At 67.9% G+C, this 25,319-nt stretch carries 26 protein-coding genes; 16 read left to right on the top strand and 10 right to left on the bottom strand.

The features are described 5' to 3' along the window. Positions 1 to 366: 366 nt before the first annotated feature. The 3 genes from ACZ5PO_RS14955 (at position 367) to ACZ5PO_RS14965 (ending at position 4,187) form a co-directional block, all read left to right on the top strand. Positions 367 to 1,575: an acyl-CoA dehydrogenase family protein gene (locus ACZ5PO_RS14955; protein WP_464194759.1), complete on the top strand. Its 1,209-nt coding sequence runs from the start codon at positions 367 to 369 to the stop codon at positions 1,573 to 1,575. A gap of 198 nt (positions 1,576 to 1,773) precedes the next feature. Continuing rightward, the gene (locus ACZ5PO_RS14960) at positions 1,774 to 3,444 is read left to right on the top strand and encodes an acyl-CoA synthetase (protein WP_464194761.1); all 1,671 of its coding nucleotides are present in this window, start codon (positions 1,774 to 1,776) and stop codon (positions 3,442 to 3,444) included. Further along, on the top strand, positions 3,441 to 4,187 hold the full coding sequence (locus ACZ5PO_RS14965; protein ID WP_464194763.1) for a FadR/GntR family transcriptional regulator: 747 nt from the start codon (positions 3,441 to 3,443) through the stop codon (positions 4,185 to 4,187). Before ACZ5PO_RS14960 ends, ACZ5PO_RS14965 begins: the two co-directional genes overlap by 4 nt. Positions 4,188 to 4,218: 31 nt before the next feature. On the opposite strand, the gene ACZ5PO_RS14970 is transcribed toward ACZ5PO_RS14965, so the two are convergent. Both ACZ5PO_RS14970 and ACZ5PO_RS14975 read right to left on the bottom strand, forming a co-directional pair. After that, on the bottom strand, positions 4,219 to 4,650 hold the full coding sequence (locus tag ACZ5PO_RS14970; protein WP_464194765.1) for a PIN domain-containing protein: 432 nt from the start codon (positions 4,648 to 4,650) through the stop codon (positions 4,219 to 4,221). Further along, positions 4,647 to 4,946 (bottom strand): hypothetical protein, encoded by a 300-nt coding sequence (locus ACZ5PO_RS14975; protein WP_464196848.1) that lies wholly within the window; start codon positions 4,944 to 4,946, stop codon positions 4,647 to 4,649. Before ACZ5PO_RS14975 ends, ACZ5PO_RS14970 begins: the two co-directional genes overlap by 4 nt. 312 nt (positions 4,947 to 5,258) lie before the next feature. Here ACZ5PO_RS14975 and ACZ5PO_RS14980 point away from each other — a divergent pair, with 312 nt between their 5' ends. The 3 genes from ACZ5PO_RS14980 (at position 5,259) to ACZ5PO_RS14990 (ending at position 7,708) form a co-directional block, all read left to right on the top strand. Then, entirely contained in the window at positions 5,259 to 5,915 is a 657-nt protein-coding gene (locus tag ACZ5PO_RS14980; RefSeq protein ID WP_464194767.1) for a VOC family protein, read from the top strand. 83 nt (positions 5,916 to 5,998) lie between these two features. Beyond that, positions 5,999 to 6,133, top strand: a complete 135-nt coding sequence (locus ACZ5PO_RS14985; RefSeq protein ID WP_464197268.1) for a hypothetical protein — start codon at positions 5,999 to 6,001, stop codon at positions 6,131 to 6,133. Between the two features lie 375 nt (positions 6,134 to 6,508). After that, positions 6,509 to 7,708, top strand: a complete 1,200-nt coding sequence (locus tag ACZ5PO_RS14990; RefSeq protein ID WP_464194769.1) for an MFS transporter — start codon at positions 6,509 to 6,511, stop codon at positions 7,706 to 7,708. Positions 7,709 to 7,765: 57 nt separating this feature from the next. Here the strand turns inward: ACZ5PO_RS14990 and ACZ5PO_RS14995 are convergent, their stop codons facing one another. From ACZ5PO_RS14995 to ACZ5PO_RS15005, 3 genes are all read right to left on the bottom strand, one after another. Continuing rightward, entirely contained in the window at positions 7,766 to 8,332 is a 567-nt protein-coding gene (locus ACZ5PO_RS14995; protein WP_464194771.1) for a DUF1062 domain-containing protein, read from the bottom strand. Between the two features lie 543 nt (positions 8,333 to 8,875). Continuing rightward, positions 8,876 to 9,319, bottom strand: a complete 444-nt coding sequence (locus tag ACZ5PO_RS15000; RefSeq protein WP_464194773.1) for an SRPBCC family protein — start codon at positions 9,317 to 9,319, stop codon at positions 8,876 to 8,878. A gap of 406 nt (positions 9,320 to 9,725) precedes the next feature. After that, complete coding sequence (locus tag ACZ5PO_RS15005) at positions 9,726 to 10,610, bottom strand: aldo/keto reductase family oxidoreductase (RefSeq protein ID WP_464194775.1); 885 nt, start codon at positions 10,608 to 10,610, stop codon at positions 9,726 to 9,728. A 97-nt stretch (positions 10,611 to 10,707) separates the two neighbouring features. Here ACZ5PO_RS15005 and ACZ5PO_RS15010 point away from each other — a divergent pair, with 97 nt between their 5' ends. Next, on the top strand, positions 10,708 to 11,610 hold the full coding sequence (locus ACZ5PO_RS15010) for a LysR family transcriptional regulator (RefSeq protein ID WP_464194777.1): 903 nt from the start codon (positions 10,708 to 10,710) through the stop codon (positions 11,608 to 11,610). On the opposite strand, the gene ACZ5PO_RS15015 is transcribed toward ACZ5PO_RS15010, so the two are convergent. The 3 genes from ACZ5PO_RS15015 to ACZ5PO_RS15025 form a co-directional block, all read right to left on the bottom strand. Further along, positions 11,588 to 11,875, bottom strand: coding sequence for a hypothetical protein (locus tag ACZ5PO_RS15015; protein WP_464194779.1), 288 nt, complete (start codon positions 11,873 to 11,875; stop codon positions 11,588 to 11,590). The genes ACZ5PO_RS15010 and ACZ5PO_RS15015 overlap by 23 nt on opposite strands. After that, positions 11,872 to 12,666, bottom strand: coding sequence for a DUF899 domain-containing protein (locus ACZ5PO_RS15020; RefSeq protein WP_464194781.1), 795 nt, complete (start codon positions 12,664 to 12,666; stop codon positions 11,872 to 11,874). Before ACZ5PO_RS15020 ends, ACZ5PO_RS15015 begins: the two co-directional genes overlap by 4 nt. A 201-nt stretch (positions 12,667 to 12,867) precedes the next feature. Then, complete coding sequence (locus ACZ5PO_RS15025; protein ID WP_464194783.1) at positions 12,868 to 13,533, bottom strand: O-methyltransferase; 666 nt, start codon at positions 13,531 to 13,533, stop codon at positions 12,868 to 12,870. Between the two features lie 93 nt (positions 13,534 to 13,626). Here ACZ5PO_RS15025 and ACZ5PO_RS15030 point away from each other — a divergent pair, with 93 nt between their 5' ends. The 4 genes from ACZ5PO_RS15030 to ACZ5PO_RS15045 all read left to right on the top strand — a co-directional run bounded on the left by ACZ5PO_RS15030 (position 13,627) and on the right by ACZ5PO_RS15045 (position 16,658). Then, the gene (locus ACZ5PO_RS15030; protein WP_464194785.1) at positions 13,627 to 14,259 is read left to right on the top strand and encodes a TetR/AcrR family transcriptional regulator; all 633 of its coding nucleotides are present in this window, start codon (positions 13,627 to 13,629) and stop codon (positions 14,257 to 14,259) included. A gap of 105 nt (positions 14,260 to 14,364) precedes the next feature. Further along, a complete protein-coding gene (locus tag ACZ5PO_RS15035) occupies positions 14,365 to 15,405 on the top strand; it encodes a GNAT family N-acetyltransferase (protein WP_464194787.1) in 1,041 nt (346 codons plus the stop codon). 96 nt (positions 15,406 to 15,501) lie between these two features. Further along, positions 15,502 to 15,915 carry a carboxymuconolactone decarboxylase family protein gene (locus tag ACZ5PO_RS15040; RefSeq protein ID WP_464194789.1) on the top strand — a complete coding sequence of 138 codons (414 nt, stop codon included), beginning with the start codon at positions 15,502 to 15,504 and terminating at the stop codon, positions 15,913 to 15,915. Positions 15,916 to 15,995: 80 nt separating this feature from the next. Further along, positions 15,996 to 16,658: a leucine-rich repeat domain-containing protein gene (locus ACZ5PO_RS15045; RefSeq protein ID WP_464194791.1), complete on the top strand. Its 663-nt coding sequence runs from the start codon at positions 15,996 to 15,998 to the stop codon at positions 16,656 to 16,658. A gap of 161 nt (positions 16,659 to 16,819) precedes the next feature. Here ACZ5PO_RS15045 and ACZ5PO_RS15050 read toward each other — a convergent pair whose 3' ends face one another. Then, the gene (locus tag ACZ5PO_RS15050; protein WP_464194793.1) at positions 16,820 to 17,524 is read right to left on the bottom strand and encodes an ArsR/SmtB family transcription factor; all 705 of its coding nucleotides are present in this window, start codon (positions 17,522 to 17,524) and stop codon (positions 16,820 to 16,822) included. Positions 17,525 to 17,537: 13 nt separating this feature from the next. Here ACZ5PO_RS15050 and ACZ5PO_RS15055 point away from each other — a divergent pair, with 13 nt between their 5' ends. The 3 genes from ACZ5PO_RS15055 to ACZ5PO_RS15065 all read left to right on the top strand — a co-directional run bounded on the left by ACZ5PO_RS15055 (position 17,538) and on the right by ACZ5PO_RS15065 (position 22,537). Continuing rightward, positions 17,538 to 18,914: an ABC transporter substrate-binding protein gene (locus ACZ5PO_RS15055; protein ID WP_464194795.1), complete on the top strand. Its 1,377-nt coding sequence runs from the start codon at positions 17,538 to 17,540 to the stop codon at positions 18,912 to 18,914. A 41-nt stretch (positions 18,915 to 18,955) separates the two neighbouring features. Next, the gene (locus ACZ5PO_RS15060) at positions 18,956 to 20,509 is read left to right on the top strand and encodes an acyl-CoA synthetase (RefSeq protein ID WP_464194797.1); all 1,554 of its coding nucleotides are present in this window, start codon (positions 18,956 to 18,958) and stop codon (positions 20,507 to 20,509) included. Positions 20,510 to 20,818: 309 nt separating this feature from the next. Further along, positions 20,819 to 22,537, top strand: coding sequence for a UGSC family (seleno)protein (locus ACZ5PO_RS15065; protein ID WP_464194799.1), 1,719 nt, complete (start codon positions 20,819 to 20,821; stop codon positions 22,535 to 22,537). A 15-nt stretch (positions 22,538 to 22,552) separates the two neighbouring features. Here the strand turns inward: ACZ5PO_RS15065 and ACZ5PO_RS15070 are convergent, their stop codons facing one another. Next, entirely contained in the window at positions 22,553 to 23,461 is a 909-nt protein-coding gene (locus ACZ5PO_RS15070; RefSeq protein WP_464194801.1) for a LysR family transcriptional regulator, read from the bottom strand. A gap of 273 nt (positions 23,462 to 23,734) precedes the next feature. On the opposite strand from ACZ5PO_RS15070, the gene paoA reads away from it, so the two are divergent. After that, positions 23,735 to 24,370 (top strand): aldehyde dehydrogenase iron-sulfur subunit PaoA, encoded by a 636-nt coding sequence (paoA, locus tag ACZ5PO_RS15075; RefSeq protein WP_464194803.1) that lies wholly within the window; start codon positions 23,735 to 23,737, stop codon positions 24,368 to 24,370. Continuing rightward, positions 24,367 to 25,317, top strand: coding sequence for an FAD binding domain-containing protein (locus ACZ5PO_RS15080; RefSeq protein ID WP_464194805.1), 951 nt, complete (start codon positions 24,367 to 24,369; stop codon positions 25,315 to 25,317). Before paoA ends, ACZ5PO_RS15080 begins: the two co-directional genes overlap by 4 nt. Positions 25,318 to 25,319 lie beyond the last annotated feature (2 nt).

The raw sequence follows: 25,319 nt of genomic DNA on the forward strand, positions 1-25,319 counted from the left end.
AATCTTCGGGCTATTATTGTCCGACAAAAATAGCCTAGGGGCACGACGCCGATCCGTCAATGGCGTGCGCTCGGGTTCGATTCCGAGTGGCGATGGATGGTCGGATCAAGCCCGACCATGACGTTGGAAGGTAAGCCTCATCGGCCAAAACGTGTCATGGTCGGGCTTGACCCGACCATACATCCACCAAAGAACGCCGGCCTCAATCCGCCGCTTGACAGTCGGGCCTCGGACGCGCGACACACTTTATTGTCCGACAATAAGGAGCACCAGCGCGGCACCGACGTCGCCTCGTCGGCGGGGCATGCCATCGCGGCGCAGCGGTGCTAGTGCTGCGGCGTTGCTGTTCCAGGGAGATCCCACGAGATGTCGAAGCCCACCACCAGCGCCGCGTTCGGATTCGAGATCCCGGCCGAGCTGACGGAGCTCGCCGATCGCATCGGCGCCTTCGTCCGCAGCGAGATCATCCCCTACGAGAACGACCCGCGCTGGGGCGCCCACGGCCCGAGCGACGAGCTGCGCCGCGAGCTGAACGGCCTCGCCCGCAAGGCCGGCGTCTTCGCCCCGCATTCCCCGGTCGAGTTCGGCGGCCTCGGCCTCGGCCATCTCGGCCGCGCCGTGAGCTTCATCGCCGCCGGCTACTCCATGCTCGGGCCGATCGCGCTGCACTGCGCCGCGCCCGACGAGGGCAACATCCACCTGCTCGAGATCGTCGCCACGCCGGAGCAGCGCGAGCGCTACCTGAAGCCCTTGGCGAGCGGCGAGGTGCGCTCGTGCTTCTGCATGACCGAGCCCGCGCCCGGCGCCGGCTCCGATCCGCGCCAGCTCGCCACCGTGGCCCGGCGCGACGGCGAAGACTTCGTCATCAGTGGCCAGAAGTGGCTGATCACCGGCGCCTATGGCGCGGCCTTCGCCATCATCATGGCCCGCATCGAGGGCGGTGAGGGCGACGGCAAGGCCACCATGTTCCTGAGCCCCATGGATGCGCCCGGCATCGTCATCGAGCGCGCCCTCGACTCGCTCGATTCGAGTTTTACCGGCGGCCACGCGGTGGTGCGCTTCGACGAGCTGCGCGTGCCGGCGAGCGCCGTGCTCGGACAGCCGGGGCAGGGGCTGCGCTACGCCCAGGTGCGGCTGGCGCCGGCGCGCCTCACCCACTGCATGCGCTGGCTCGGCTCCGCCATGCGCGCCCACGACGTGGCGGCGGACTACGCCCGCACCCGCACCGCCTTCGGCAAGACGCTGGCCGAGCACGAGGGCATCTCCTTCATGCTGGCCGACAACCTGATGGACATCCACACGTCGCGACTCACCATCCTGCACGCCGCCTGGCTGCTCGACCGCGGCGAGCAGGGCGGCAACGAGAGCTCCATGGCCAAGGTGATCTGCTCGGAGGCGATCTACCGGGTGGTCGACCGCTCGCTGCAGGTGCTCGGCGGCTTGGGCGTCACTCGCGACGCCATCGTCGAGCGCATTTTTCGTGATGTGCGCTCGTTCCGGATCTACGACGGCCCGTCCGAGGTGCACCGCTGGGCCCTGGGCCAGCGCATCGCCAAGGGCGAGCTCAGTTATTGAAGAAGGCGAGGGCGCTCCCAGCGTCATGGCCGGGCTTGACCCGGCCATCCATCCACTTGGGAACACGCCCGATTAGCCAGCCCTGGCGGGCTGACTTGTTTCGATTGATGGATGGCCGGGTCAAGCCCGGCCATGACGGCAGAGGCACATCGCGCGAGAGGAAACTCGGGCTGGCCTAAGGAGAGCGGGAGGACGACCATGCGGGACATCTGGACGGCGGGCGCCGAGGATCGGGCGGAGAGCTACGAAGCCATGCGCGCCGGCTTCCGCTGGGACGTGCCCGCCACCTTCAACTTCGGTAGCGACGTCATCGACCGCTGGGCAAGGGAGCGGGACGGGCCGGCGCTGATCTGGCGCAACGCCGCGGGCGCCGCGCGCACGCTCAACTATTCCGACATGGCGGCCGAGACCAACCGGCTCGGCAACGTCCTGCGCGCCCACGGCGTCGCAGCCGGCGACCGCATCCTCGTCATGCTGCCGCGCATCCCGGAGTGGATGATCGCGCTGATCGGCGCGCTCAAGATCGGTGCCGTGCCGATCCCCTGCATCGAGATGCTGACGCCGCGGGACCTGGAGTACCGCGTGCGCAATTCCGGCGCCAAGGCGGTGATCTGCCGGGCCGAGCAGGCGGACAAGTTCACCGCTGTCGCCGGCGAGGTGCCGGTCCGCATCGCCATCGGCGGCGAGGCCGGCGCGCCGACCGGCTGGCTCGACTGGGGCCGCGAGCTGGCCGCGGCGGCCGGGACGCTGGAGCCCGCCGTGGTGAAGGCCGACGACCCGGCGATCATGTACTACACCTCGGGCTCCACCGGGCATCCCAAGGGCGTGCTGCATGCGGCGCGTGCCCTCTATGCCTGGCGCGTCTCGGCCATGTACTGGCTCGACCTGCGGCCCGGCGAGCGCATCTGGTGCACCGCCGACACCGGCTGGAGCAAGGCCGGCACCAGTATCCTGTTCGGGCCGCTCAGCTGCGGCGCCGCGAGCTTCTTCTACGACGGCCCGTTCGTGCCGAGCGAGCGCCTCAAGCTCATCGCCGAGCATGGCGTCACCGTCTATTGCGCGCCGGCGACCGAGCTGTTCCGCATCGTCGACGAGGACATCAAGGCCTACGACCTCTCGGCGCTCCGCCGCGTCGTCTCCTCGGGCGAGGCCATGAACCCGGTCGTCGCCGGCCGCTGGGAGGCCGCCACCGGCATCCGCGTCGACGAGGCCTACGGCCAGACCGAGACCCTGATGACGGTGCTCAACTATCCCGGCGAGCCGGTGAAGTACGGCGCCATGGGCCGGCCGTCGCCGGGGAGCGAGCTGGCCGTCATCGACGAGACGGGCCGGCGGCTGCCCCAGGGCGAGGAGGGCGCCTTGGCGCTGCTCACGCCCAACCCGCAGATGATGCTCAGCTACTGGCAGGACGAGGCGCGCACCGTGGCCGCCCACGTGGAGGGACCGGAGGGGCGCTGGTACCTGACCGGCGACCGCGCCAGCTTCGACGCGGACGGCTACCTCTGGTACCGCGGCCGCGCCGACGACGTCATCAATTCGGCGGGCTACCGCATCGGGCCGCTCGAGGTGGAGAACGCGCTGCTCGAGCATGCGGCCGTGCAGGGCTGCGCCGTGGTCGGCAGCCCGGACGCGGAGCGCGGCGAGATCGTCAAGGCTTTCGTCGTGCTGCGCAGCGGCTACGCTCCGTCCGACGCGCTCGTGCGCGAGCTGCAGGACCACGTCAAGCGCGTCACCGCGCCCTACAAATATCCGCGCGCCGTCGCCTTCATCGAGGCGCTGCCGTTGACGGTGACCGGCAAGATCAAGCGGCGCGACCTGCGCGACCAGGAATACGCGAAAGTGGCCTCCAAGCCGGACCTCAAGCCATGACCGGCGTCGACCTCGGCCTGGTCCCGGCCCGCACCGGCCTCGCCTACCGCGCGGTGGCGAGCTTCATCGAAGACCGCATCCTGCGCGGCGACTGGGCCGTGGGCGCCCGGCTGCCGTCCGAGACGGCGCTGGCCGAACAGCTGGGCGTCAACCGCTCCACCATGCGCGAGGCGATCCGCGTGCTCGAGCAGAACGGGCTGGTGCGGCGCCACGAGGGCGGCAAGCGGCTGTTCGTCAGCGCGCCGCGCGACGCCGACATTGCCTCCCGCGTCGCCGCCGCCATGGTGCTGCGCGAGATGAGCTTCTTCGAGCTGTGGGAGGCGATGCTGAGCCTGGAGCCGGGCCTGGCCGAAGGCGCGGCCGGCCGCATCACGGCGGACGAGCTCGACGCCATCGCCGACAACGTGCAGCGCACCCACCGGGCGCTCAGCGACGAGCGCAGCCTCACCGAGCTCGACATCGAGTTCCACGACCTCGTCGCCAAGGCCTCGCGCAACCGCGCCTTGCAGCTCTGCCGCGAGCCCATCAGCCGCCTGTTCTACCCTGCCTTCCTCCAGGTGTTCTCCCGCCTCAACGCCGGCGAGCGGTTGATCTTCGCCCACGAGCGCATCCTCGCCGCGCTGCGTGCCGGCGACGCGACTGAAGCCCGCGCCTGGATGGACAAGCACATCGTCGATTTCCGCCGGGGGTATGAGCTGGCCAACCTCGACATCGAGGCACCGGTCAGGATGCCGGAGGGGTAGGGCATGCGATCGGACGCGCCGGTGTGCAGCCTCAGGCCGTCCCCCGCATCGGATTGACGATCCTAAGCCCAGCAAAATCGGTCTCGTTGTCCGTTACCACAACGCACCCGTTGGCGCCGGCCACGGCGGCAATGATCATGTCGAGCCCGCTCCTCGGCCGGCCCGCGGCTGTGCCGTCCGCCATGAGCTCCGCCCAGATCAGCGCCGCCTTGTCGTCGAACGGCAGAATGCGGCCCGCGAACAGGGCCTGCGGCCCCTCGGGGCCGGAGAACCAGGCATCGAGCGCTTCGCGCTTCTTGCCGCGCGGCTTCTCTAGAATGCCGCGTCGGATCTCGGCGATCGTCAGTGAGGCGATGAACAGATCGTCGTCCCGTTGCGCCGCCATCCATTCCAGCAACGATTCCGATGGGCGCGGCTTGACGACGTTGCTGATGATATTGGTGTCGAGCAGGTAGCGGGTCACAGGTCGACCTTGCGCCCCTCTGCGCGCTCACGGCTGAGATCGAGATCGGCCCCCACGAGCGGTGACCTGCGGAGCGCAGCCAGGATCCCGCCAGCCTTCGGGGGCTCGCCGGTGACCGCTTGACCGACGAGGGCGCGCAGCCTGGATGCGTCGGCGTCATCCTCCGCGAGGCGGCGGGCCAGGGCGCGGATCAGATCACGATCCCCATCGCGCCCCAGCACTTCAAAGCGTGCCAAGCCGCGTTCACTCAAGCGAGACCGGTAGTTCTGTACGGCGCGCCTCTGCGAGTTCGCCACGGGAGCCTCGAATATATGGAAGCCTCGAACAATATATCTGGAAATATAACCGGGGAACTCGGAGAATTCAACGGTCGATCGGCACTCTGCCCCCGAATCAACGAGATCAAAGGGGAGAAAGACGATGAGCACGTCTGCGAAGGGCACCGCCGTGATCATCGGCGCCTGCAACGGAATCGGAGCGATCTACGCCGACCGCCTGGCGCGCCGCGGCGGCGGCCTCGTTCTAGTGCGCGCAGCGCCATCGGCCGGTCGTCGCGGCCTGGAACGCCTCAGGGACGCCTTGCCACAACTGAGAAGGGAGGACACGTCATGTCAAACGAGAGGATCTTGGAAACGGCGGCCGCGGCGACACGGACCCCAACCCTGGACATGAAGCTCGAGGTGGTGGTCCTCCCCGTCGCGGATGTCGATCGCGCCAAGCGCTTCTACGGCGGCCTCGGCTGGCGGCTCGATGCCGATTTCGTGGTGGGCGACAGATTCCGGGTCGTGCAGTTCACGCCGCCGGGCTCGCCGTGCTCGATCCACTTCGGCAGGGGCCTCACCGCGGCTGCGCCAGGAACGGCCGAAGGCCTCTATCTCGTCGTCGCCGACATCGAGGCGGCGCGCGCCGAGCTGACCGCGCACGGTGCAGCCGTGGGCGAGGTGTTCCACCGCGCAGGCCCCGGACAGCCGGCCCTGAACGGCCGGGATCCGGAAGGCCGCAGCTACGTCTCCTTCGCCACGTTCAAGGATCCCGACGGCAACGGCTGGCTGCTTCAGGAGGTCACCGCCCGGCTCCCGGGGCGGACCGACCCGGACGCGACGAGCTTCGCCTCGACCGCAGATCTCGCCGCCGCCCTCCGCCGGGCGGCCGCCGCCCATGGCGAGCACGAGGCGCGGGACGGCGGCCGACATGATGAGAATTGGCCCGACTGGTACGCCGCCTACCTGGTGGCCGAGCAGGCCGGCAAGGAACTGCCCGTCTAGGAGCGGGGCCCAAGGGGCAGGCGGCGCGCCCTTGCATAGGCTGCCCCGCGTGCCTCATGAGCGCATCATGACGACGCCCGACCATGAGCAATATCGGCGTTTCCGAGCAGCACGCAGGAGCATCGGCGGGGCTGATCACTGGCGGTACCAGGCACAATCCGCCGCAAGAGGCGCCGCAAGCCTTCGCGCAGGCCGTCATCGACGTCAGCGGGACGTGATGCGATGGCCCACCCGATCGGTTGGCGCACCGTCGCCGTCGAAGCTTCCTCCCTGCATGCGATCCTGAAGACGCGCCATCTTGTCGACGTACCGTCAGGCGTCGCCGGCTGGAGCGCGTCCTGATCGGCAGGGCGCTCGATCAGTAGAAACGCCCCAGATTCATAGACTTGGCGCATACTCCGAGCAGATGAGTCCGCCTGATCGGGATATGCTCCAGGACCCTTTCCAAGGCGCTGGCGAGCGTTGCGCTCGCCAGCGCTGACATGGCAAGCATTGTCCGATAAGGTCGTCGCTCGCGCTCAGCGCCACGGCCCGGATCGGTGTCCCGAGTACAGCGGGGTTCGCATTTGTACGCACAAGTTGCAGCCATAATATTGGCCACGAGTCTCGTTCAACTGGCGAACGGGTTCTTCACGACGCTGGTGGCGCTGCGCCTCGGCAGCGAGGATTTCGCGCCCGCGTTGGAGGGCGTGATCATGAGCGCCTTTTTCGTGGGCTTCACCATCGGCTCGCTGACCTGCGGGCGCATCATCCAGCGTATCGGGCACATTCGCGGCTATGCGGCGTTCGGCGGCATCGTCATCTGCGCCACGATCGGCATGAGCCTCGTCGTCGACGGCTATGCCTGGGCCGTGCTGCGGGCGGCCATCGGCTTCGGCTGCGTGGGGCTGTTCGTGGCGACGGAGAGCTGGCTCAACGCCAAGGCCGGCCCGGCGCTGCGTGGGCGCATCTTCTCCACCTACATGGTCGGCACGTTCCTGGCGCTGGCCGGCGGGCAGTTGCTGGCGGGGCGGCTGTCGCCGACCGGCTCGGCCTCGTTCGACATCATCGTGGCGCTGTTCGCGCTGGCGCTGGTCATCGTCAGCATGACGCGGGCCGAGCCGCCGTCCATCGTGAAGGAGGCGAGGCTGCCCTACGGGGCCCTGGCGCGCGTCGCCCCGCTGGCCGTGCTCGGCGCCGGCATCGCAGGCATGATCAGCGCCACCTTCTACGCCGTGGTGCCCACGTGGATGATGGCCCGGTCCGTCCCGCAGGAGACCATCGGCCTGGTCATGCTCAGCGCCGTGCTGGGCGGACTGGCCTTTCAGGTGCCGGTGGGCTTGCTGTCGGACCGCCTCGACCGCCGGTTGCTGCTGAGCGCCCTGGCGCTCGGCTATGCGGTCGCCGCGCTGGCGCTGATCATCGTGCCGCGCAACCTGAGCGCGGTGCTGCCGCTCGCCGCCATTCTCGGCGGCTTCATGTCGACGATGTATCCGGTCTGCGTCTCGAACGCGATGGACAACATGGGCGGCGACATGGCCGTCGCCGTCAGCGGCCGACTCATCCTCGTCAGCGGCATCGGCTCCATCATCGGCCCGTTCGTGGGCTCATGGCTGATGTACCATCTCGACATCGACGGGGTGCTCTACTTCTGCGCCGCGGCTGCGGCCCTGCTGGCCCTGGCGGCGGCGGCCCGGGCGGTGTCGCGCGCCGCCGCTCCCGCGGTCGAGGCGCCCTTCGTCCTGGTCCCGTCGCAAGGGGTGCAGTTCGTTCCCGAGGTCGAGGCGAGCCCGTCCCGTTCCGGCGCAGGGTGACACGCGGCCCTTCGGCGGCCGAAACAGAACGGCACCCGGTCCTTTGCGCTCACCCGTTCAGAGCGTTCGCTCGATTGCGGGACGAGCACCGTCGTGAGCTGCGGCGGCTATCCGGCCCGCGTCCTGCGCGCGAAGGTCGATGAGCAAGCGCATGCCATCGCGCACCGGCCGGCCTAGCGCATTTCGCCATGGGACGGACCCATCCGATGGCAGAGAAATGCCAGAGACGACAACCAGCTCTCCGGATTTTGCCAGCCTTTGGATCTGGCTTCGGGATAGCAGCAGTTCCGACGCAAGCATGCGGTCCATGCGCAGGGCGACGGGATGCGGAGCCACGCAGAGAATGTCCAGTCGGCGCGGTGATTCAGAACTCTCCGACAGCCTCTCTTTCAGGATGGCGACCTCGGCGAACGTCTCCAGCCGGGGCGCCCGACGCCCGAGGCCTTCGATATCGAAGGCGAGGCGATGCGCCAGTGCCGGCTCGTTGCTCCGCAGCGCTCTCAGGAAGAGCGGATCGATCGAGCGGATATGCCGGCGCTCGAGGATCGGTCGGTTCCAGGTGTCGTCACAAGACGTGCATTTGTAGATGAGCCAGGCATCGATTTGCTTGCCATTGGCGTTCACCCTGATTTTGTCGCTCGCCCTGAAAGGGCTGATGCCGCCGCATCGCTTGCAGTGGAGCAGGGGTCGAGGCGCCTTTTGCGGAACAATGGTCCACTTGACCCGTAGGACGTCGCACATGCCGGTTCGCGCTTCCGATCGGGAAGCTCACCAGGCGACGGCTGGATCGAGCGGTGTGGCGGGGGCGCGAAATGTGTCGAGATGTGATGGCGGCCGACCAAAGCCGGCACGGTTCAGCCAAGCCAAACCGGTCTCGAACCGCCACCATGAAGAGCTTCATGCTGAAGAGCACGGCGACGCATTCGCGTGGCCGCGTGATCTGGTGGGCTGACGAGACCGGGGGCTACTTAGGCAAAGCAGATACGACGCCGACTATGAAGACCGACGTTCCCATAGCCCAGGCTGCGAACGCCGGGAAGCCCCTCGCTGAGGCGTGCCTGCCGATCCGGAGAAGCCACCCGATGGGAGAAGGGCCAAGCGCCGGCCCCGGATCGCGGGCGTCGGCGGCGCGATCCGATGCCGGAGCCTCGGCTCGACTCTGTCGCGCTACGCCTTGATGTCGGGTTCGACGAGCCTGGCCAGGTTTTGCAGCGACTCCTGCCAGCCGAGATAGCAGGCCTCGGGCGGGATAACGTCGGGCACGCCGGCCTGCGTGATATCGAGCTCCGTGCCGCACGACACCTTCTTCAGCGCCACCGTCACCTGCATCTCGCCGGGCAGGTTCGGGTCGTCGAACTTGTCCGTGTAGCGCAGCCGTTCGCCCGGGACGAGCTCGACGTATTCCCCGCCGAAGGCGTGGCTCTCGCCTGTCGTGAAGTTGCGGAAGGACATCTTGAACGTGCCGCCGACCTTCGCCTCCTGATGGTGCACGGTGCAGGCGAAGCCGTTGGGCGGAAGCCATTTCGCCAGGGCGTCCGCCTCGAGGAAGGCGCGATAGACCTTCTCCGGGCTGGTGGCCAGAACGCGGTGCAAGCGTATGGTGTTGGGCATGCTCGTTGATCCCCTGCATTGACGGAATGGGCGGCAACGCCGATCCACGCCCCGAGGACGAACGAGGCCGCATCGGCCCGACACGGTATCTCGAATTTCCGGCGCGGCGCCGGCGGCGCCCGATCCTAGTGTGGTGGATCTGAAGTTCCTGCTCCCCACATGGCATCAACGTTCAGGAACTTCAGATCCATTAAACCACACTAGAATCATAGAGTTGCTAGTGTGGCTTAGGAATCCGAAATTCGCTCCGAACGATGCCCCGAGGTGGTGCGAATTTCGGATTCGCCACACTAGAGCATTCCGCCATTGAATGAACGTCATCCAATGGCGGAGACATGCTCATAACCTTTTGAATCTGGGCCGCTTCTCTGCGATTGGATGATTCCACCCAAGCGCGAAGCGCGCTCTAGTTGTCCCCGCCGGCACCGCCACGGGCGACGCGGTCGAGCTCGGCACAGACGCCCGGCGCCAGCGACAGCTGTCCCGCCGCGAGATTCTCGCGCAAATGGGCGAGCGACGAGGTGCCGGGGATCAGCAGAATGTTCGGTGCGCGCTGGAGCAGCCACGCCAGGGCGGTATGCATGGGCGTCGCCCCCAGCCGCGCGGCCACCGCCGACAGGGTGGAGGATTGCAGGGGCGTGAAGCCGCCGAGGGGAAAGAACGGCACGTAGGCGATGCCCAGGGCCTCGAGCTCGTCGATCAGCGGATCGTCGTCGCGATGGGCGAGATTGTAATGGTTCTGCACGCAGACCACGGCCGCGATGGCGCGGGCCTGCGCCAACTGGGCCGAGGTCACGTTGCTGAGGCCCAGATGCCGGATGAGGCCCTGGCGCTGGAGGTCGGCGAGCGTGGCGAATGGCTCCTCGATGGAGCCCTCGGCGGGGCCGTGGAGGCCGCCGACCCGCAGGTTCACCGCATCGAGCACATCGACGCCGAGATTGCGCAGGTTGTCGTGCACGCCGCGCGTGAGGTCGGCCGGCGTGAGCGCGGGGATCCAGGAGGCGTCGTCGCCGCGCACCGCGCCGACCTTGGTGACGATGAGCAGATCCTTGGGGTAGGGATGCAGCGCCTCGCGAATGAGCCGGTTGGTGACATGAGGCCCGTAGAAGTCGCTCGTGTCGATATGATTGACGCCGCTGGCGACGGCTTCGCGCAGCACCGCCAGCGCCGTCGCGTGATCCTTCGGCGGTCCGAAGACGCCGGGGCCGGCGAGCTGCATCGCCCCATAGCCGACGCGGTTCACGGTGAAGTCGCCGAGCTTGAACGTGCCGGCGGTGGCGGTATCGGGCATGGCATCTCTCCTGCCGTTTGATTGGCACGGATGTGGACTTCCCGTTGTTGTCCGATAAGACCTGACAATAAGAACAGGGTGTTCGGGCACGCGCACAATGACCGACCTCAGCGACTTGGCGGCGTTCGTGGCTGTGGTGCGGGCCGGCGGCTTCCGGAACGCCGCCCGCGCGGGCGGCACGTCGGCGTCGGGCCTGAGCGAAGCGGTGAAGCGCCTCGAGGCGAGGAACGGCGTCAGGCTCCTCAATCGGACGACCCGCAGCGTCGCGCCCACGGAAGCGGGGGCGCGGCTGATGGACCGGCTGGTGCCGGCGCTCGGCGAGGTCGAGGCGGCGCTCGACGTGGTCAACAGCTTTCGGGATCGGCCGGCGGGCACGCTCAGGCTGAATGTTCCGGCGAGCGTGGCCCGGCTGGTGCTTCCGTCGATCGTCACGCCGTTTCTGAAGGCCTATCCCGACATCGGCCTGGAGGTGGTCGTCGAGGACGGTTTCGTCGACGTCATCGCGGCGGGCGGCGACGCGGGTATCCGCTACGACGAGCGGCTCGAGCAGGACATGATCGCCGTTCCGATCGGGCCCCGGGTGCAGCGCTTCGCCACCGCCGCCTCCCCAGCCTATCTCGATCTCAACGGCCGCCCCAAGCACCCCGGCGACCTGCTCGGCCACGCCTGCCTGCGCGGGCAGTTCGCGAGTGGCAGGACGCCCGTCTGGGAATTCGAGCGCGCCGGCGAGGTGGTCAGGATCAATCCGACGGGCCCCTTGCTCGTGCGCCTCGGCGCGGCGGTCGATCTCGCCATCGGTGCCGCGGTGGACGGGCTAGGGATCATCCACCTGTTCGAGGAATGGCTGCACCCTCACCTGGCGAGCGGCGCCCTCGAGCCGGTGCTGGAGCCCTGGTGGCAGAGCTTTTCGGGCCCGTTCCTCTACTATCCGGGCCGCCGCCACCTGCCGGCGCCGCTGCGCGCCTTCGTCGATTTCATCAAGCGGGAGCGCCTGCCCTGATGCGCCTTGCGCGGAGCAACTTCAGCCATGCGCCAGCGTGGAAGCCGCTCATCAGCAGGTACATCGTGACCATTCCGGTCAGCGGCGACGGATGTCCGGCCGAGCACAGCATCTGCGCCGGGTCGGCGCCCGCAACGCCGGTCAACAGGGCCATGAAGGCGAAGGTCGGCGACGCCGCCAGCGCCAGCCTGTCGGCGACCCCGAGCGCGGCGGCCGTCCGGCGGGGCGTCTCCCCGCCGGCTTCGCCGAAGCAGGCTTGGCTCATGGCGTCGGGCTCGCGTCCTGGTTCCGGAACGCCGCCTCGCCGGCATCGGACACCTCGACCCACCGCTTGTCGGGCGCTGCGTCGGCGACGTAGCTGTCGTGCCAGTTCCACCATTTGTAGGTCGGGGTCTGCGGATAGCCCGCAGGCGAGTCCTCCCAGACCTCCTGGCGGCCGAGCGGCGTGATGTCGAGGTAGTTCCAGGTGCCCCCCATCTGCTCGTCGCCCCGGTTGTTGACGAAGTAGGTGCGGAACACCCGGTCGCCGTCGCGATAGAACACGTTGGTGCCGTGCCATTCGCCGACGCCGAAGTCGGCGTCGAAGCTGTCGGTGACGGTGAACCACGGCATCGTCCAGCCCATGCGCGCCTTGAGCCGCGCGATGTCCGCCTGCGGCGCCCGCGAGACGAAGACGAGGGTGGTGTCGCGGGCGTTCAGGTGGGCGAGGTGAGCCACCTGGTCGGCCACCATGGAGCAGCCGCGGCAGGCGTGGTCGGGCCAGCCGAACACCCCCGGCTCGAAGAAGGCGCGGTAGATGATGAGCTGGCGTCGGCCGTCGAACAGGTCGAGCAGGCTGACCTTGCCCGCAGGCCCTTCAAACGCATACGCCGTCTCGACAGCCACCCAAGGCATGCGCCGGCGCTCGGCGGCCAGGGCGTCGCGGGCGCGGCTGTGAGCCTTCTCCTTGACGAGCAACTGCTGACGGGCCGCCTCCCACGCTTCGGCCGACACCACCGGTGGCGCGTGCAGGGCTGGCTGTCCATCGGTCCGTCCGTTCTGCGTTGATTGAGCCATGGCCATAGGGAAACCTCCTGATCTGGGCAGATGCCTGCGCCGCAAGGCCGAAGCCCGCTTCAGGCGCGGCTCATCGCCCGTCGTTGATCGTGAGGCAGTTTCGCACCGGGCGATCGACCGGCGGGAGTAACAAGTGTGGCGGCATTCCGATGGGATCGGAGCTGCCGCCCACGCTCGGAGGCTGGGCCGTGCAGGTCGGCTTCAGCCGACCCGCATGGAGAGCTCGACGTCGTCGGCGAAGGGCGTCGACAGGTAGCCATGTGCCGGCGAGCGCACGCGGGCCAGATACTCGGGGCTATAATCCGCGTTGTCGGCGACGATGAGGGCGCCGGACCTCAGGCGGCTCTCCAGACGATTCAGGATGTCGGGATAGAGCGCCTTGGCGCCGTCGAGCAGGACGAGGTCGATGGTTTCGGGGAGATCGACGCTCAGCGTCTGCAAAGCGTCCCCCTCCCGGATCTCCACGAGGTCGATGAGGCCGCCAGCCGTCAGATGATCGCGGGCGCGCGCCACCTTGGACGGCTCGAATTCTGTGGTGATCAGTCGCCCGCCGCCGTTGTCCCGCAGGGCTGCCGCGAGGTGCAGGGTCGAGATGCCGAACGAGGTGCCGAACTCGACGATGGTCCGCGCGCCGATGCTGCGCGCCAGCATGTAGAGCAGCACACCGGTCTCGCGCGAGACGGCGAGCGGAACATCCTTCAGACGTCCGTAGAGGTCCAGGTAATCGGTCTTGCTCCGCATCAGGCGTGATCGCTCCTCGCTGGATAGCGCGGCCACGGCGGGGCTCGCTTCCGGCCACGCCCGGGCGGCCTCGTCGAACAGGCGGTCCAGCAGGGGCGCGAGCGGGGCGGTGGTGAGGGTGGTCATGCAGGTCTCCGGTCTGAGGTGAGCGCATTCTTGCGCCGCATCAGAAATACGACTAATTCGTCAGGTTCCCTATTCGCATTGCCGCGCGCGCCCATGACCGTTCGCCGAAGCGCCTCGATTTCCTCACGAAAGCAGCCCAGGCAGGCGCGCTCGACGGAGCTCGTCGCCGCGATCCTCGACGCCGCCGTTCAGGTTTTGGCGAAGGAAGGCGCGCAGCGCTTCACCACGGCGCGGGTGGCGGAGAAGGCCGGCGTGAGCGTCGGATCGCTCTACCAGTATTTTCCGAACAAGGCGGCGATCCTGTTCCGGCTGCAGAGCGACGAGTGGCGGCAGACGGGCGAGTTGCTGCGCGCCATCCTCGCGGATGCCGGCCGGCCGCCGCTCGAACGGCTGCGCACGCTGGTCCACACCTTCGTTCGATCGGAATGCGACGAGGCCGCCGTACGCGTGGCGCTCGACGACGCTGCTCCCCTGTACCGCGATGCGCCCGAGGCGCGGAAGGCGAAGGCGTCGGGAGCCCGCACGGTCGAGGTCTTCATGCGCGAGGCGCTGCCCGAGGCCTCTGACGCGGCCCGGGCATTGGCCGGCGACCTCATCACCACGACGCTCGGCGCGGTGGGCAAGCAATTCTCGGAGACGCCGCGCACGCCTGCCGAGATCGACGCCTATGCCGAGGCCATGGCCGACATGTTCTGTGCATACCTCAGGGATCTCCAGCGCAGCTGACGCGCACCGGAGCCGGGTCAGGGCACGGGCCGGGGGCTGCCGCGATTTGCCAGCGCCCCGCGGCCGCATATATATAACCGGTTATGGATCTTCCGTGAGAGTAGCATGACATCCGACGTGATCCAGGACAGGCCGCATCTGTTCCTCGGCAGCCGCCTCAAACGCCTGGCCGAACGGATGCAGGCGGACGTGACGCTCGCGGCCCAGCGCGCCGGCATGGCGATCCAGCCCGGCCAGTATCCGCTGCTCGCCACCCTCGACGACGCCGGGCCGCAGACGATCGGCGCGCTGGCCCAGGCCATGCGGATGAGCCAGCCCGCGATCACCAGGAATGCAGAGCGTCTGGCCGAGGCGGGGCTGATCGAGATCAGGCGCGGCGAGGCGGATCGTCGCCAGACGGTCTTGTCGCTGTCGGCCGCCGGCGCCCGTGTGCTGGAGCGCTCCAAGCGCGAGGTGTGGCCGCTCGTCGAGGCGGCAGTGAAGGAGATCACGGACGGCCTGCGGGGGCCGTTCCTGGTGCAGATCGCCGAGATCGAGGCGCGCCTGGAGGCCCGCCCGCTCAGCGGCCGCGTGGCCGCCTTGGCAGTTCCCCACCTGAGCGCCGCGACGGAGGCGGACCTCCCGGCCATCGTGGCGTTGATGAATGCGGCCTACCGCGGCCGCGGGACCGATGCGGGCTGGACCACCGAGGGCGACTACATCGACGGCGCCCGGACGACCGAGACCATGCTGCGGCAGGACATGGCCTACGATCCGGATGCGGCCATGCTGGTGTGGCGGCGGACGTCGGGGGCCCCTCTGCTGGGCTGCGTTTGGCTCGCGCCCGAGGGTGAGGGCGCCTGGTATCTGGGCTCGCTCACCGTCGTCCCCGGCCAGCAGAATAGCGGCCTCGGCCGCCAGCTTCTGGCCGCAGCCGAGGCCTGGGTCCAGGCCCACGGCGGCCGGGAGGTCAGGATGACGGTCGTCCACGTGCGCGACACGCTGATCGCCTGGTACCGGCGCCGCGGCTACGCGCTGACCGGCGAGACCGAGCCCTTCCCATATGGCGAAGACCGCTTCGGCCGCCCCAGGCGGGCGGACCTGCATTTCGTCGTCATGCGCAAGCGGCTTGAGGGCCTTGCGGACGAAGGGGGCGGCCATACATGACGAGCCGGCGGCCCGGCGCATCCGTGCACCACTCTTCAATCGGCGCTCGGTTCGCGTTTACGATCCCGCAGATGAGAACCCACCGAGGATAGGCCGATGGCGACCGTAAAGCTTCTCCAGGATCATGAGCTATCCCCGGAGGCCAAGGACGTCTTTGACGATATACGCGCAAAGCGCAAAACTGAGTTCGTCAACAACTTCTGGCGGGCGCTCGCCCACGATCCCAAGACGCTGAAGCGGACTTGGGAGAGCATTCAAGAGGTGATGGGGCCCGGCGCACTCGACCCCAAGGTCAAGGAGATGCTGTACATCGCCGTATCGGCGGCTCATGGATGCAGCTACTGCATCCATTCCCACACGGCTGCGGCGCGGGCCAAGGGCATGACCGAGGCTGAATACGCCGAGCTCATCGCCATCGTCGGCATGGCCGCGGAGACGAACAGGCTGGTGACCGCGCTCGGCGTGCCGGTCGACGATGCCTTTCTGGCGGACCGCGCCGATCCCGTCTGATCGGAAGCCCCGTCGCGATATGGCGGCCGTCGGGGACCGGCAATCTTGGCCACCGCTCTGCTGAACGGTATCCTCCGCGCATGGGAAACACGTCGGACCTGGATCTCTCGCTGTGGAAGCAGAGGCTCGGCGTCGTGCCCGATCACGTGTGGGACAGAACCGAACTGCGGACGCTGGTGCTTGCCGACAACAATTTGACGGCAATCTCGGACCGGGTCGGTGGGTTGCGGGCGCTGAGAATGCTCGACCTCGGCCACAACAAGCTACAGCGCGTGCCGGAGCGACTGGGCGAGCTCGTTGATCTGACCGACTTCCTGTACCTGCACGATAACGCGCTGACCGAGCTTCCGTTGTCGCTGGGGCGCCTTGCGCGGCTGCGCTACCTGAACATCAGCGACAATGCCTTCGAGGTGCTGCCCGAAGCGGTAACGGATATGTCCAGCCTGATCGAGCTGCGGGTCTCCGACAACCGCCTCGCCAGCCTCCCACCGACAATCTCGAAGCTGACGCGGCTGCGCGAGCTGCATCTCCGCAACAACCGTTTGGCTACACTGCCGGAGCCGGTCGGTGCATTGGCGGAGCTTCGGCAGATCGATCTTCGGGGAAACCCCATCGCGAGCCTGCCCGACAGCCTGCTGGCCCTCCCACGCCTGGAGAAGCTCGACCTGAGATGGGTGACCACGCTCGCGCCGCCCCCGTGGTTTGCTGAACTCGAAGACCGTGGATGCGCTGTATATCTTTAGCGTCAGGAGGACCGGTGCTTCCTCATTGAAGAAGCACGAGGCCCCGTGTCGCGGGCCGTGGCGAGCAGCTACGTCGAGCAGACGGCAGGCTACCAAAGCGCCACGCCGCGTCGACACCGCGTCGGCGCACGTCCGAGGGCAGTCGTCGTCGCGCACCGGCCTCAGTTTGCCAAAGAAATACCAAAGGCCTTCTCGATACCTCGCCGCCCTTCCGGCGTGATCACCACGGCGCGGGTTCCGGCTTGCCGCTCGACCCAGCCCAGCTCGATGAAGCGCGCCCAGAGCGCGGCGCCGAGGCGCCCGCCGAGATGGGCCTCCTGCTCGGTCCAGTCGCGGCATCCGAACGCGTAGGGCTTGCGTCCGTTGATCACCTCTTTGACGTCGATCCCCAACGCACCGAAGATCTCGGCCCCGTGCTCGCCGAGCTCGACCGGCGAGCCGGCGTTCTTCAGCGTCCGCAGGGTCACTGGCTTGGTAATGGCTCCTCGCTCCAGAAGCACCTTGAAGATCTGCACGCCGGCTTGACCGGCGAGATGATCGTAGCAGGTCCGCGCCTTTGCCAGGGCAGGTGACTCGCGCACCGACTTGGGCGCCGGACCGGCGAGCGTGGAGAGCGCCTCGATCAGCTGCGCCACGCGCTCATCGCGAATCTCATAGACGTTCTGACGGCCCTGCTTGACCGAGCGCACCAGCCTGCTTTGGCGCAGGACGGCCAGGTGGTTGGAAATGTTCGACTGGCTCGAGCCGGTGAGGGACACCAGCTCGGAGACCGTCGTCGGCCCTCCCATCAGGTGCTGGAGCACCATCAGCCGAACCGGATCTCCCAGCGCCTGAGCGAGTGGCTGAAGCTGGACCGTCTCATCCATAGCGGAAACCTCGTTGACACATTTATGGATGCTGATATGTCTTTACGCATCATCACTGAATGATGTGTCAGTTGAGGCCGCGTGTCCAGCTGGCAGCTGGATCGCGCCGTCCCCAACGCTGGCTCGGCGATCTCAACCTATTGATCGAACTGCCGAAATCGGAGGTCTATCTATGGCTCGGGCTGCCGTCATTGCGAGGCTCACCGCGTTGCTCGCCGCGGTCTTATGGCTCAGCCCGAGTGCGCAAGCATCGGACGGCCCGCTGCGCATCGGTGTCGTGAATGATCGGGCAGGCCCGTTGGCCGACGTCACCGGCGAAGGCTCGGCGATCGCTGCGCGCCTGGCCATTGCGGACTTCGGCGGCAAGGTGCTCGGCCGTCCGATCGAGCTGCTGACGGCGGACAACCAGAACAAGCCCGACGTCACCGCCAGCATCGTCCGGCGGTGGATCGACGTGGATGACGTCAAAGCGATCGTCGACGGCGGCTCCTCGTCGGCCGGCCTCGCCATCCAGGACATCGCGCGTGAGCTCAAGCGCATCGCCCTGCTGTCGGGCCCGGCAAGCTCCGACATCACGGGCAAGGCCTGTTCGCCAACCGGCTTTCACTGGGCCTACGATACCTACGCGCTCGCCGCCAGCACGGCCGGCGCCCTCGTGCGCCAAGGCGCCGACACCTGGTTCTTCGTCACCAGCGACTACGCGTTCGGGCACGCTCTGGAACGGGATGCGAGCCGGGTCATCGTCGCCAACGGGGGGACGATTCTGGGACACGCTCGGCACCCGCTGAACACGGCTGATTTCTCGTCCTTCATCCTCCAGGCGCAAGCCTCGAAGGCCAAGATCGTCGGGCTTGCGAACTCCGGGAACGATGCGCTCAACGCCATCAAGCAGGCGGCGGAGTTCGGGGTGGTGGCGGGCGGCCAGAGGCTGGGCGGCCTGCTGCTCCTGATCAATCAGATCCATGGGCTGGGCCTCGGCGCCGCTCAGGGCGTCATGGTCGCGGAATCCTTCTACTGGGATTTGGACGAGGGCACCCGCGCCTTCAGCACTCGCTTCGAAGCAGAGGCGAAGAAGAAGCCGAACATGGTCCAGGCCGGAGTCTACAGCGCGGTCAACCACTACCTCAAAGCCGCTCAGGCTGCCGGCACAGATGATGGCCCGACTGTCGCCGCGAAGATGCGTGAGCTGCTGGTGAACGACTTCATGAGCAAGGATGTTCAGATTCGGAAGGACGGGCGCGTCATGCGCGACATGTATCTATTCGAGGTCAAATCGCCGGCCGAGTCGAAAGGATCTTGGGATTACTACAAGCTTGTCGCCAAAGTACCGGCAGACCAGGCCTTCCGACCCCTCGCCGAGAGCGAATGTCCGTTGGCGAAGGGCCAATAGATCCGGCCCGCTCCGGACGGCAAAGGCCAGGGAGGACGACGATGAACATCACGCAAGGTTTGCGGCGCGCGCTCCAGATCAACAGGCATGGAACGGCGGTGTTGGAGGGCGACAAGACGTTGACCTGGGGCGAACTGGGGGCGCGGGTGGCGAAGCTCGCCGACGTGCTCCGCGGGCTCGGCGCCGCCCAGGGCGACCGCGTGGCGGTGATGGCGCTGAACAGCGCCCGCTACCTGGAGCTCTACCTCGCCACCGCCTGGGCCGGCACGGTGATCGTGCCGCTCAACATCCGCTGGAGCGTCATCGAGAACACCGACGCGCTGCGCGACTGCGGCGCCCGGATCCTGTTCGTCGACAAGGCGTTCGCACAGGCCGGCGAGGCTCTCGGCCAGGCCGTTCCCGGCCTCGTGATGGCCTACATGGACGACGGCGAGGTGCCGGCCGGCCTGCACGACACCGAGGGGCTTCTGGCGGCGGCGGAGGCGATCCCGGACGCCATGCGCACGAGCGAGGATCTCGCGGGCATCTTCTACACCGGCGGCACGACCGGGCGCTCCAAGGGCGTGATGCTGAGCCACGGCAACCTGATGACCGACGCACTGCATGCGCTGGCTGAAGGCCTGGTCTCGGCCTCCTCGGTCTACCTGCACGCCGCACCCATGTTCCACATCGCCAACGGTGCCGCCATGTACGCCATGCTGGCGGCCGCCGGCACCCACGCGGTCATTCGCTCCTTCACGCCCGATGCGGTGGCGGAGGCCGTCGACCGGCACAAGGTGACCGACGTCCTCCTCGTCCCGACGATGATCCAGATGTTCGTGGACCATCCCGGCATCCACACGCGCGATCTGTCGTCGCTGAAGAGCGTGATGTACGGCGCCTCGCCGATCTCCGAGGCGGTGCTCGACCGGGCGGCCGCGGCGCTGCCGGGGGCGAGCTTCACCCAGCTCTACGGCATGACCGAGCTGTCGCCGATCGCGACGGTGCTGCCGTGGTACGACCACGTTGCCGGCCGCGCCACCGGCCGCCACCGCTCGGCAGGCCGGGCGGCCATCGGCGTCGACGTGCGCATCGTCGATGCCGATGACAGCGAGGTGCCCCGCGGCACTGTCGGAGAGATCGTCGCCCGCGGTGGCAACGTCATGATGGGCTACTGGAACCGCCCGGAGGAGACGGCCAAGGCAGTCGTCGACGGCTGGATGCACACCGGCGACGGCGGTACCATGGACGAGGACGGCTACATCTACGTGGTCGACCGCATCAAGGACATGATCATCTCCGGCGGCGAGAACGTGTACTCGACCGAGGTGGAGAACGCGGTGGCGCAGTATCCCGGCGTGCTGCAATGCGCCGTCATCGGCATCCCGGACGAGCGCTGGGGGGAAGCGGTGCACGCCATCGTCGTGGTGAGACCGGACACGACGATCGACCCGGCGGCGGTCATCGACCACTGCAAGCAACTGATCGCCGGCTACAAGTGCCCGCGCAGCGTCGAGGTGCGCTCCGAGCCCCTGCCCATGTCCGGCGCCGGCAAGATCCTGAAGCGCGACCTGCGAAAACCCTTCTGGGACAAGCACACCCGCCGCGTCGCTTGAATTTGGAGATGATCCAAAAAAGGTGGAGGTCACCCGCCACCGTCATGGCCGGGCTTGACCCGGCCATCCATCAAAATGAGCAGCCCCGGCCCGACAGGGCTGCCCGAATGGTGTTGTTTTTCAAGTGGATGGATGGCCGGGTCAAGCCCGGCCATGACGCGGTAAACGATGTGCGCCTGCGACAGCCGCCAGCGAGGCTACGTCCGCAGCGGCTCCGCCGACGCCAAACCAGTCAAAACCTCCGTGTAGAGGTCCTGGTGGCGCGCTGCGCAAGACATTTGTCGTCGCAACACGGAATGGAACAGCAAGATGCGCGATCTCTCCTCTATTCCTACTGCCCAATACGAAACGCTCTGGCCCGGTGGCGGGCCCGCCGTTCCGACCTTCGCGCCTGCGCCGAGACCGTCGACGCTCGACGGGCTGACGGTGGCCTTCCTCTGGGACTACCTCTTCCGCGGCGACGAGATCTTCCCGATTCTGCAGAAAGCCCTGGCCGACAGGTATCCGACGACAAAGTTCGTCACTCACGATGTATTCGGCTCGATCTTCGGGGGTGACGAGCACGAGGCTATCAGGCGGCTTCCGCGGCGCCTGGCGGAGGAGGGCGTCGACGTCGCCATCTGCGGCGTCGGCTGTTGCGGGGCCTGCACGCCGGCCGTGATGCGCGCCAGCGCCGTGATGGAAAGGGCGGGAATCCCGACCGCCTCGCTCGTCTGCGACGGATTTGTCGGTCAGGCACACGCCGTCGCCCCGGGCCTCGGCTGTTCCGCGTTGCCGGTCGCAACGCTCGACCATGTCGACAGCCAATCCGACGAGGAGCTGCACGCATCGGTGCTCGAGCAGACCCTGCCCCTGGTCATCAGATGCCTGACGGAAACCCCGCAGGCGCAAGGCGCCGGTGCAGAGAGCTTTGCTCCGGACGAGATCGTGGCGCGGGGCAGCTTCGAGCAGATCAACCGCCTCTATGAAGAGAAGGGTTGGTCCGACGGCCTGCCGATCATTCCACCGACGCTCGATGCAGTCGAAGCGTTCCTTGCGCATACTCCGGATCAGCCCGATCGGCTGATCGGGGCGCTCCAGCCGTCGGGCTCGGCCGCGACCGTCTGGAACGTGGCCGTCAACGGCGTCATGGCCAATTGCCGTCCGGAGGACATGCCGGTGCTGGTGGCCATCGCCGAGGTGCTGGCCGACCCCCACTATGGCGTCGAGCACAGCGGGGACACGACCGGCGGCGACGCGCTCATCGTGCTGAGCGGGCCGATCGCCAAGGAGCTGGGCTTCAATTGCGGGAATGGCGCGATGCGGGAGGGGCGCCGTGCCAACACGGCGGTCGGCCGCTTCCTGCGTCTCTTCTTACGCAATGTTGCAGCCTTGCGCCCGGGGGAGGGCGACAAATGCACCTTCGGGCATGCGGCGCGCGTTGTGCTGGCCGAGCACGAAGACGAAGTGGCCAAGCTCGGTTGGGCGAGCTTCTCCGAGCAGCGCGGCTTTCCGCCGGCAAAGGACGTCGTCACCATCGGCCGGTTCACGGGCGATACGGTCGTCGGATCGGCCTATGGGCGCGATCCGGAGGGCATCGCCCGCTACCTCGCCGACGGCCTGCTCCGCCAATCGGGCTGGGAGCTGGTCTTCACGGTCGGATTTGCGCCCGACACGCACAGGCCGCTGGTGGCGATCAGCCCCATGATCGCCAAGACCCTCGCCAAGGCGGGCGTTGACCGCGCCGGCCTGCAAGAGCTGCTGTTCAGGCACGCCCGCATGCCGGCTTGGAAGATGGAGCAGTATATCGGCGAGTTCACCAATCTGGTGCCGGGGCGCCGTACGCTTCGCGAGCTGCACGCCGAAGGGGCGGCGTCCGAGCAGTTCGTCCTGTCGGACGCGCCGGACCGTCTGGTGCCGATCGTCGAGCGTCCCGACGACATCCTCGTGGTCGTCTCGGGCGATCCTTATCGCTCGAACGCCATCGTCTTCGGAAGCAACGGCATGCACGGGTTTCCGACGAGCCGTGCGGTCCGCAGGCCATCGTGAGCGCTGACACGACCTTCAGATGCCGAGCGGGCGCATCTCCCGGATCAGCTCGATCAGCAGCCGCAAGCCGGTCGGCACGTGGCTTCGGCTGGAGTAGTAGATGTGGAAGGCCGCGCCGTTGGGCGCCCAATCCTCGATCACGGCTCTGAGCGTGCCGGCCTGTATCTGCGACGCGACGCAGAGCTCCGCGGCATACATCAGGCCTGCGCCGCCGAGCGCCAGCGTGCGCGCGACCTGAGACTCGTCGATGGTGATGGTGCCGGGCACGCTCACGGCGAGCGCTTCCCCCGCCTTCTCGAACTCCCAGCGGTAGATGCGGCCATTGCCGAGGCGAATGTTCAGGCATCGATGCCGCATCAGGTCGCTGGGATGCCTCGGGATGCCGAACCGCTCGAAGTAGGCGGGCGCGCCGACGACCAGCCACCGCGAGTCCGACGTCAGCCGCTGGGCGATCATGTCCGCCGGGACGCTTCCCTCGAAGCGGATCCCTGCGTCGTACCCCTGCTCGATCACGTCGATCAGGCGATTGTCGACCGATAGCTCCACCTCGATGTCCGGATAGCGATCCGCGAAGACCGGCAGCACCGGGGCGAGCAGCATGGAGGCGGCGTCCTCGACCACGTTGAGCCGTATGCGTCCCACCGGGGCGGCGCGAAACCGGTCCAGCACGTGGAGAGATCGGCCGATGAGCTCGAAGGGGTCGGAGATGACCGCACGAAGCTCCTCGCCCGCCGCGGTGAGCGTCACGCTGCGGTTCGTGCGGTTGAACAGGCGCACGCCGAGCCGCCCCTCCAGGCCTTTCAGCGCATGGCTGAGGGCCGAGGCGCTGACGCCGAGCTCGAGCCCGGCGCCGCGGAAGCTCCGATGGCGGGCGATCGCCAGGAAGTAGACGAAGTCGGCCAAATCCGAACGGCTGAGCTGCATTCCTGCCTGCGTGCGATCTGGGCGATGTCCGGCCGCTGTCGGGCGTGCGCGGCGTCGCCCGGCGGCTCGATGGACGACGGAAAGCCTGGCGACGGCGGGCTGCCTACGGCCGCAGGATGGCGGGATTGATGAGCAATAGTCAACGCCGCGTCAAATGAGAGACATCTCGTAGACCGGCCGCGGCGTCCCCAAGATTTACATGCGTCGAATGAGCGGCGCGCCGCCGCGTGAGCCGGACAAGCTTGCGTCGCACGCGACAACAGCGGGAAGCGGATGCGCGATCTCATCGATCTGAATATCAATCGCCGGCAGGTGCTCCTGGGGACCACCGCTTCGGCCGCTGCAATGGCGGTGCCGGGGACGAGTTGGTCGGCGCCCGGCGCCGAGGAGGCCCAGGTGACGTCCAATATCTCCCTCAACGTGAACGGAACGGCGCACGAACTGGCGCTCGACACGCGCACGACGTTGCTCGACGCGCTGCGGGAGCACCTGCACCTCGTCGGCACCAAGAAGGGCTGTGATCACGGCCAGTGCGGCGCCTGCACCGTGATCGTCGACGGCCGGCGCATCAACTCCTGCCTGACGCTCGCCGTCATGCACGAGGGCGACCGGATCACCACCATCGAGGGGCTCGGCACGCCTGCGGAGCTGCACCCGATGCAGGCGGCGTTCATCAAGCACGACGGCTACCAGTGCGGGTACTGCACGCCGGGACAGATCTGTTCGGCCGTCGCCGTCCTAGGCGAGATCAAGGCCGGCATCCCGAGCCACGTTACCGCAGACCTGACGGCACAACCGCAGGCCACGAACCTGGAGATGCGCGAGCGCATGAGCGGCAACATCTGTCGCTGCGGGGCCTATTCCAACATCGCCGACGCCATGGCGGAAGTCGCCGGGAGACAGGCATGAAGCCGTTCACCTACGAGCGCGCCGCGACGCCCGCCGCGGCCGCCGCGGCGGCGGCGCGAACCCCCGGTGCCAAGTTCATCGCCGGCGGAACCAATCTGCTCGATCTCATGAAGCTGCAGATCGAGACCCCGGCGCATCTGATCGACATCAACGGCCTGGGACTCGACAGGATCGAGCCGACGCCCGAGGGCGGGCTGCGCATCGGCGCGCTGGTGCGCAATACCGATCTTGCCGCCGACCAGCGGGTGCGGCGCGACTACCCGTTGCTGTCACGCGCCTTGCTGGCCGGTGCCTCCGGCCAGCTGCGCAACAAGGCGACGACCGCGGGAAACCTGCTGCAGCGGACGCGGTGCCCGTACTTCTATGACACCAACATGCCCTGCAACAAACGCAGTCCCGGCAGCGGATGCGCGGCGTTGGAGGGCTTCAGCCGGTCGCTGGCGGTGATCGGCGGCAGCGACGCCTGCATCGCGACGAACCCCAGCGACATGGCCGTCGCCATGCGGGCCCTCGACGCGACCATCTCGACGGTCAGGCCGGATGGCGACACCCGGACCATCCCCGTGGCCGATTTCCACCGCCTGCCCGGGGACACGCCCGACGTGGAAACCGTGCTCACCAAGGGCGAACTGATCACGGGCGTCACGCTGCCGAAGCCCGTCGGCGGCGCTCACATCTACCACAAGGTGCGCGACCGGGCCTCCTACGCCTTCGCGCTGATTTCGGTGGGGGCGATCGTGCAGAAGGATGGCACCGGGCGTGTGGCGCTGGGCGGCGTGGCCCCCAAGCCGTGGCGCGTCGAGGCGGCGGATGCCGAGCTGCCGCGCGGCGCCAAGGCCGTCACGGCGCACCTGCTCGCCGGGGCGAAGCCGACCCATGACAACGCGTTCAAGCTGAAGCTGGTGGAACGCACCCTCGGCGCCGTCATGACCGAGGCAAGGGGCTGAGC

The sequence above is a fragment of the Chelatococcus sp. KU-N122 genome, from assembly GCF_055391085.1.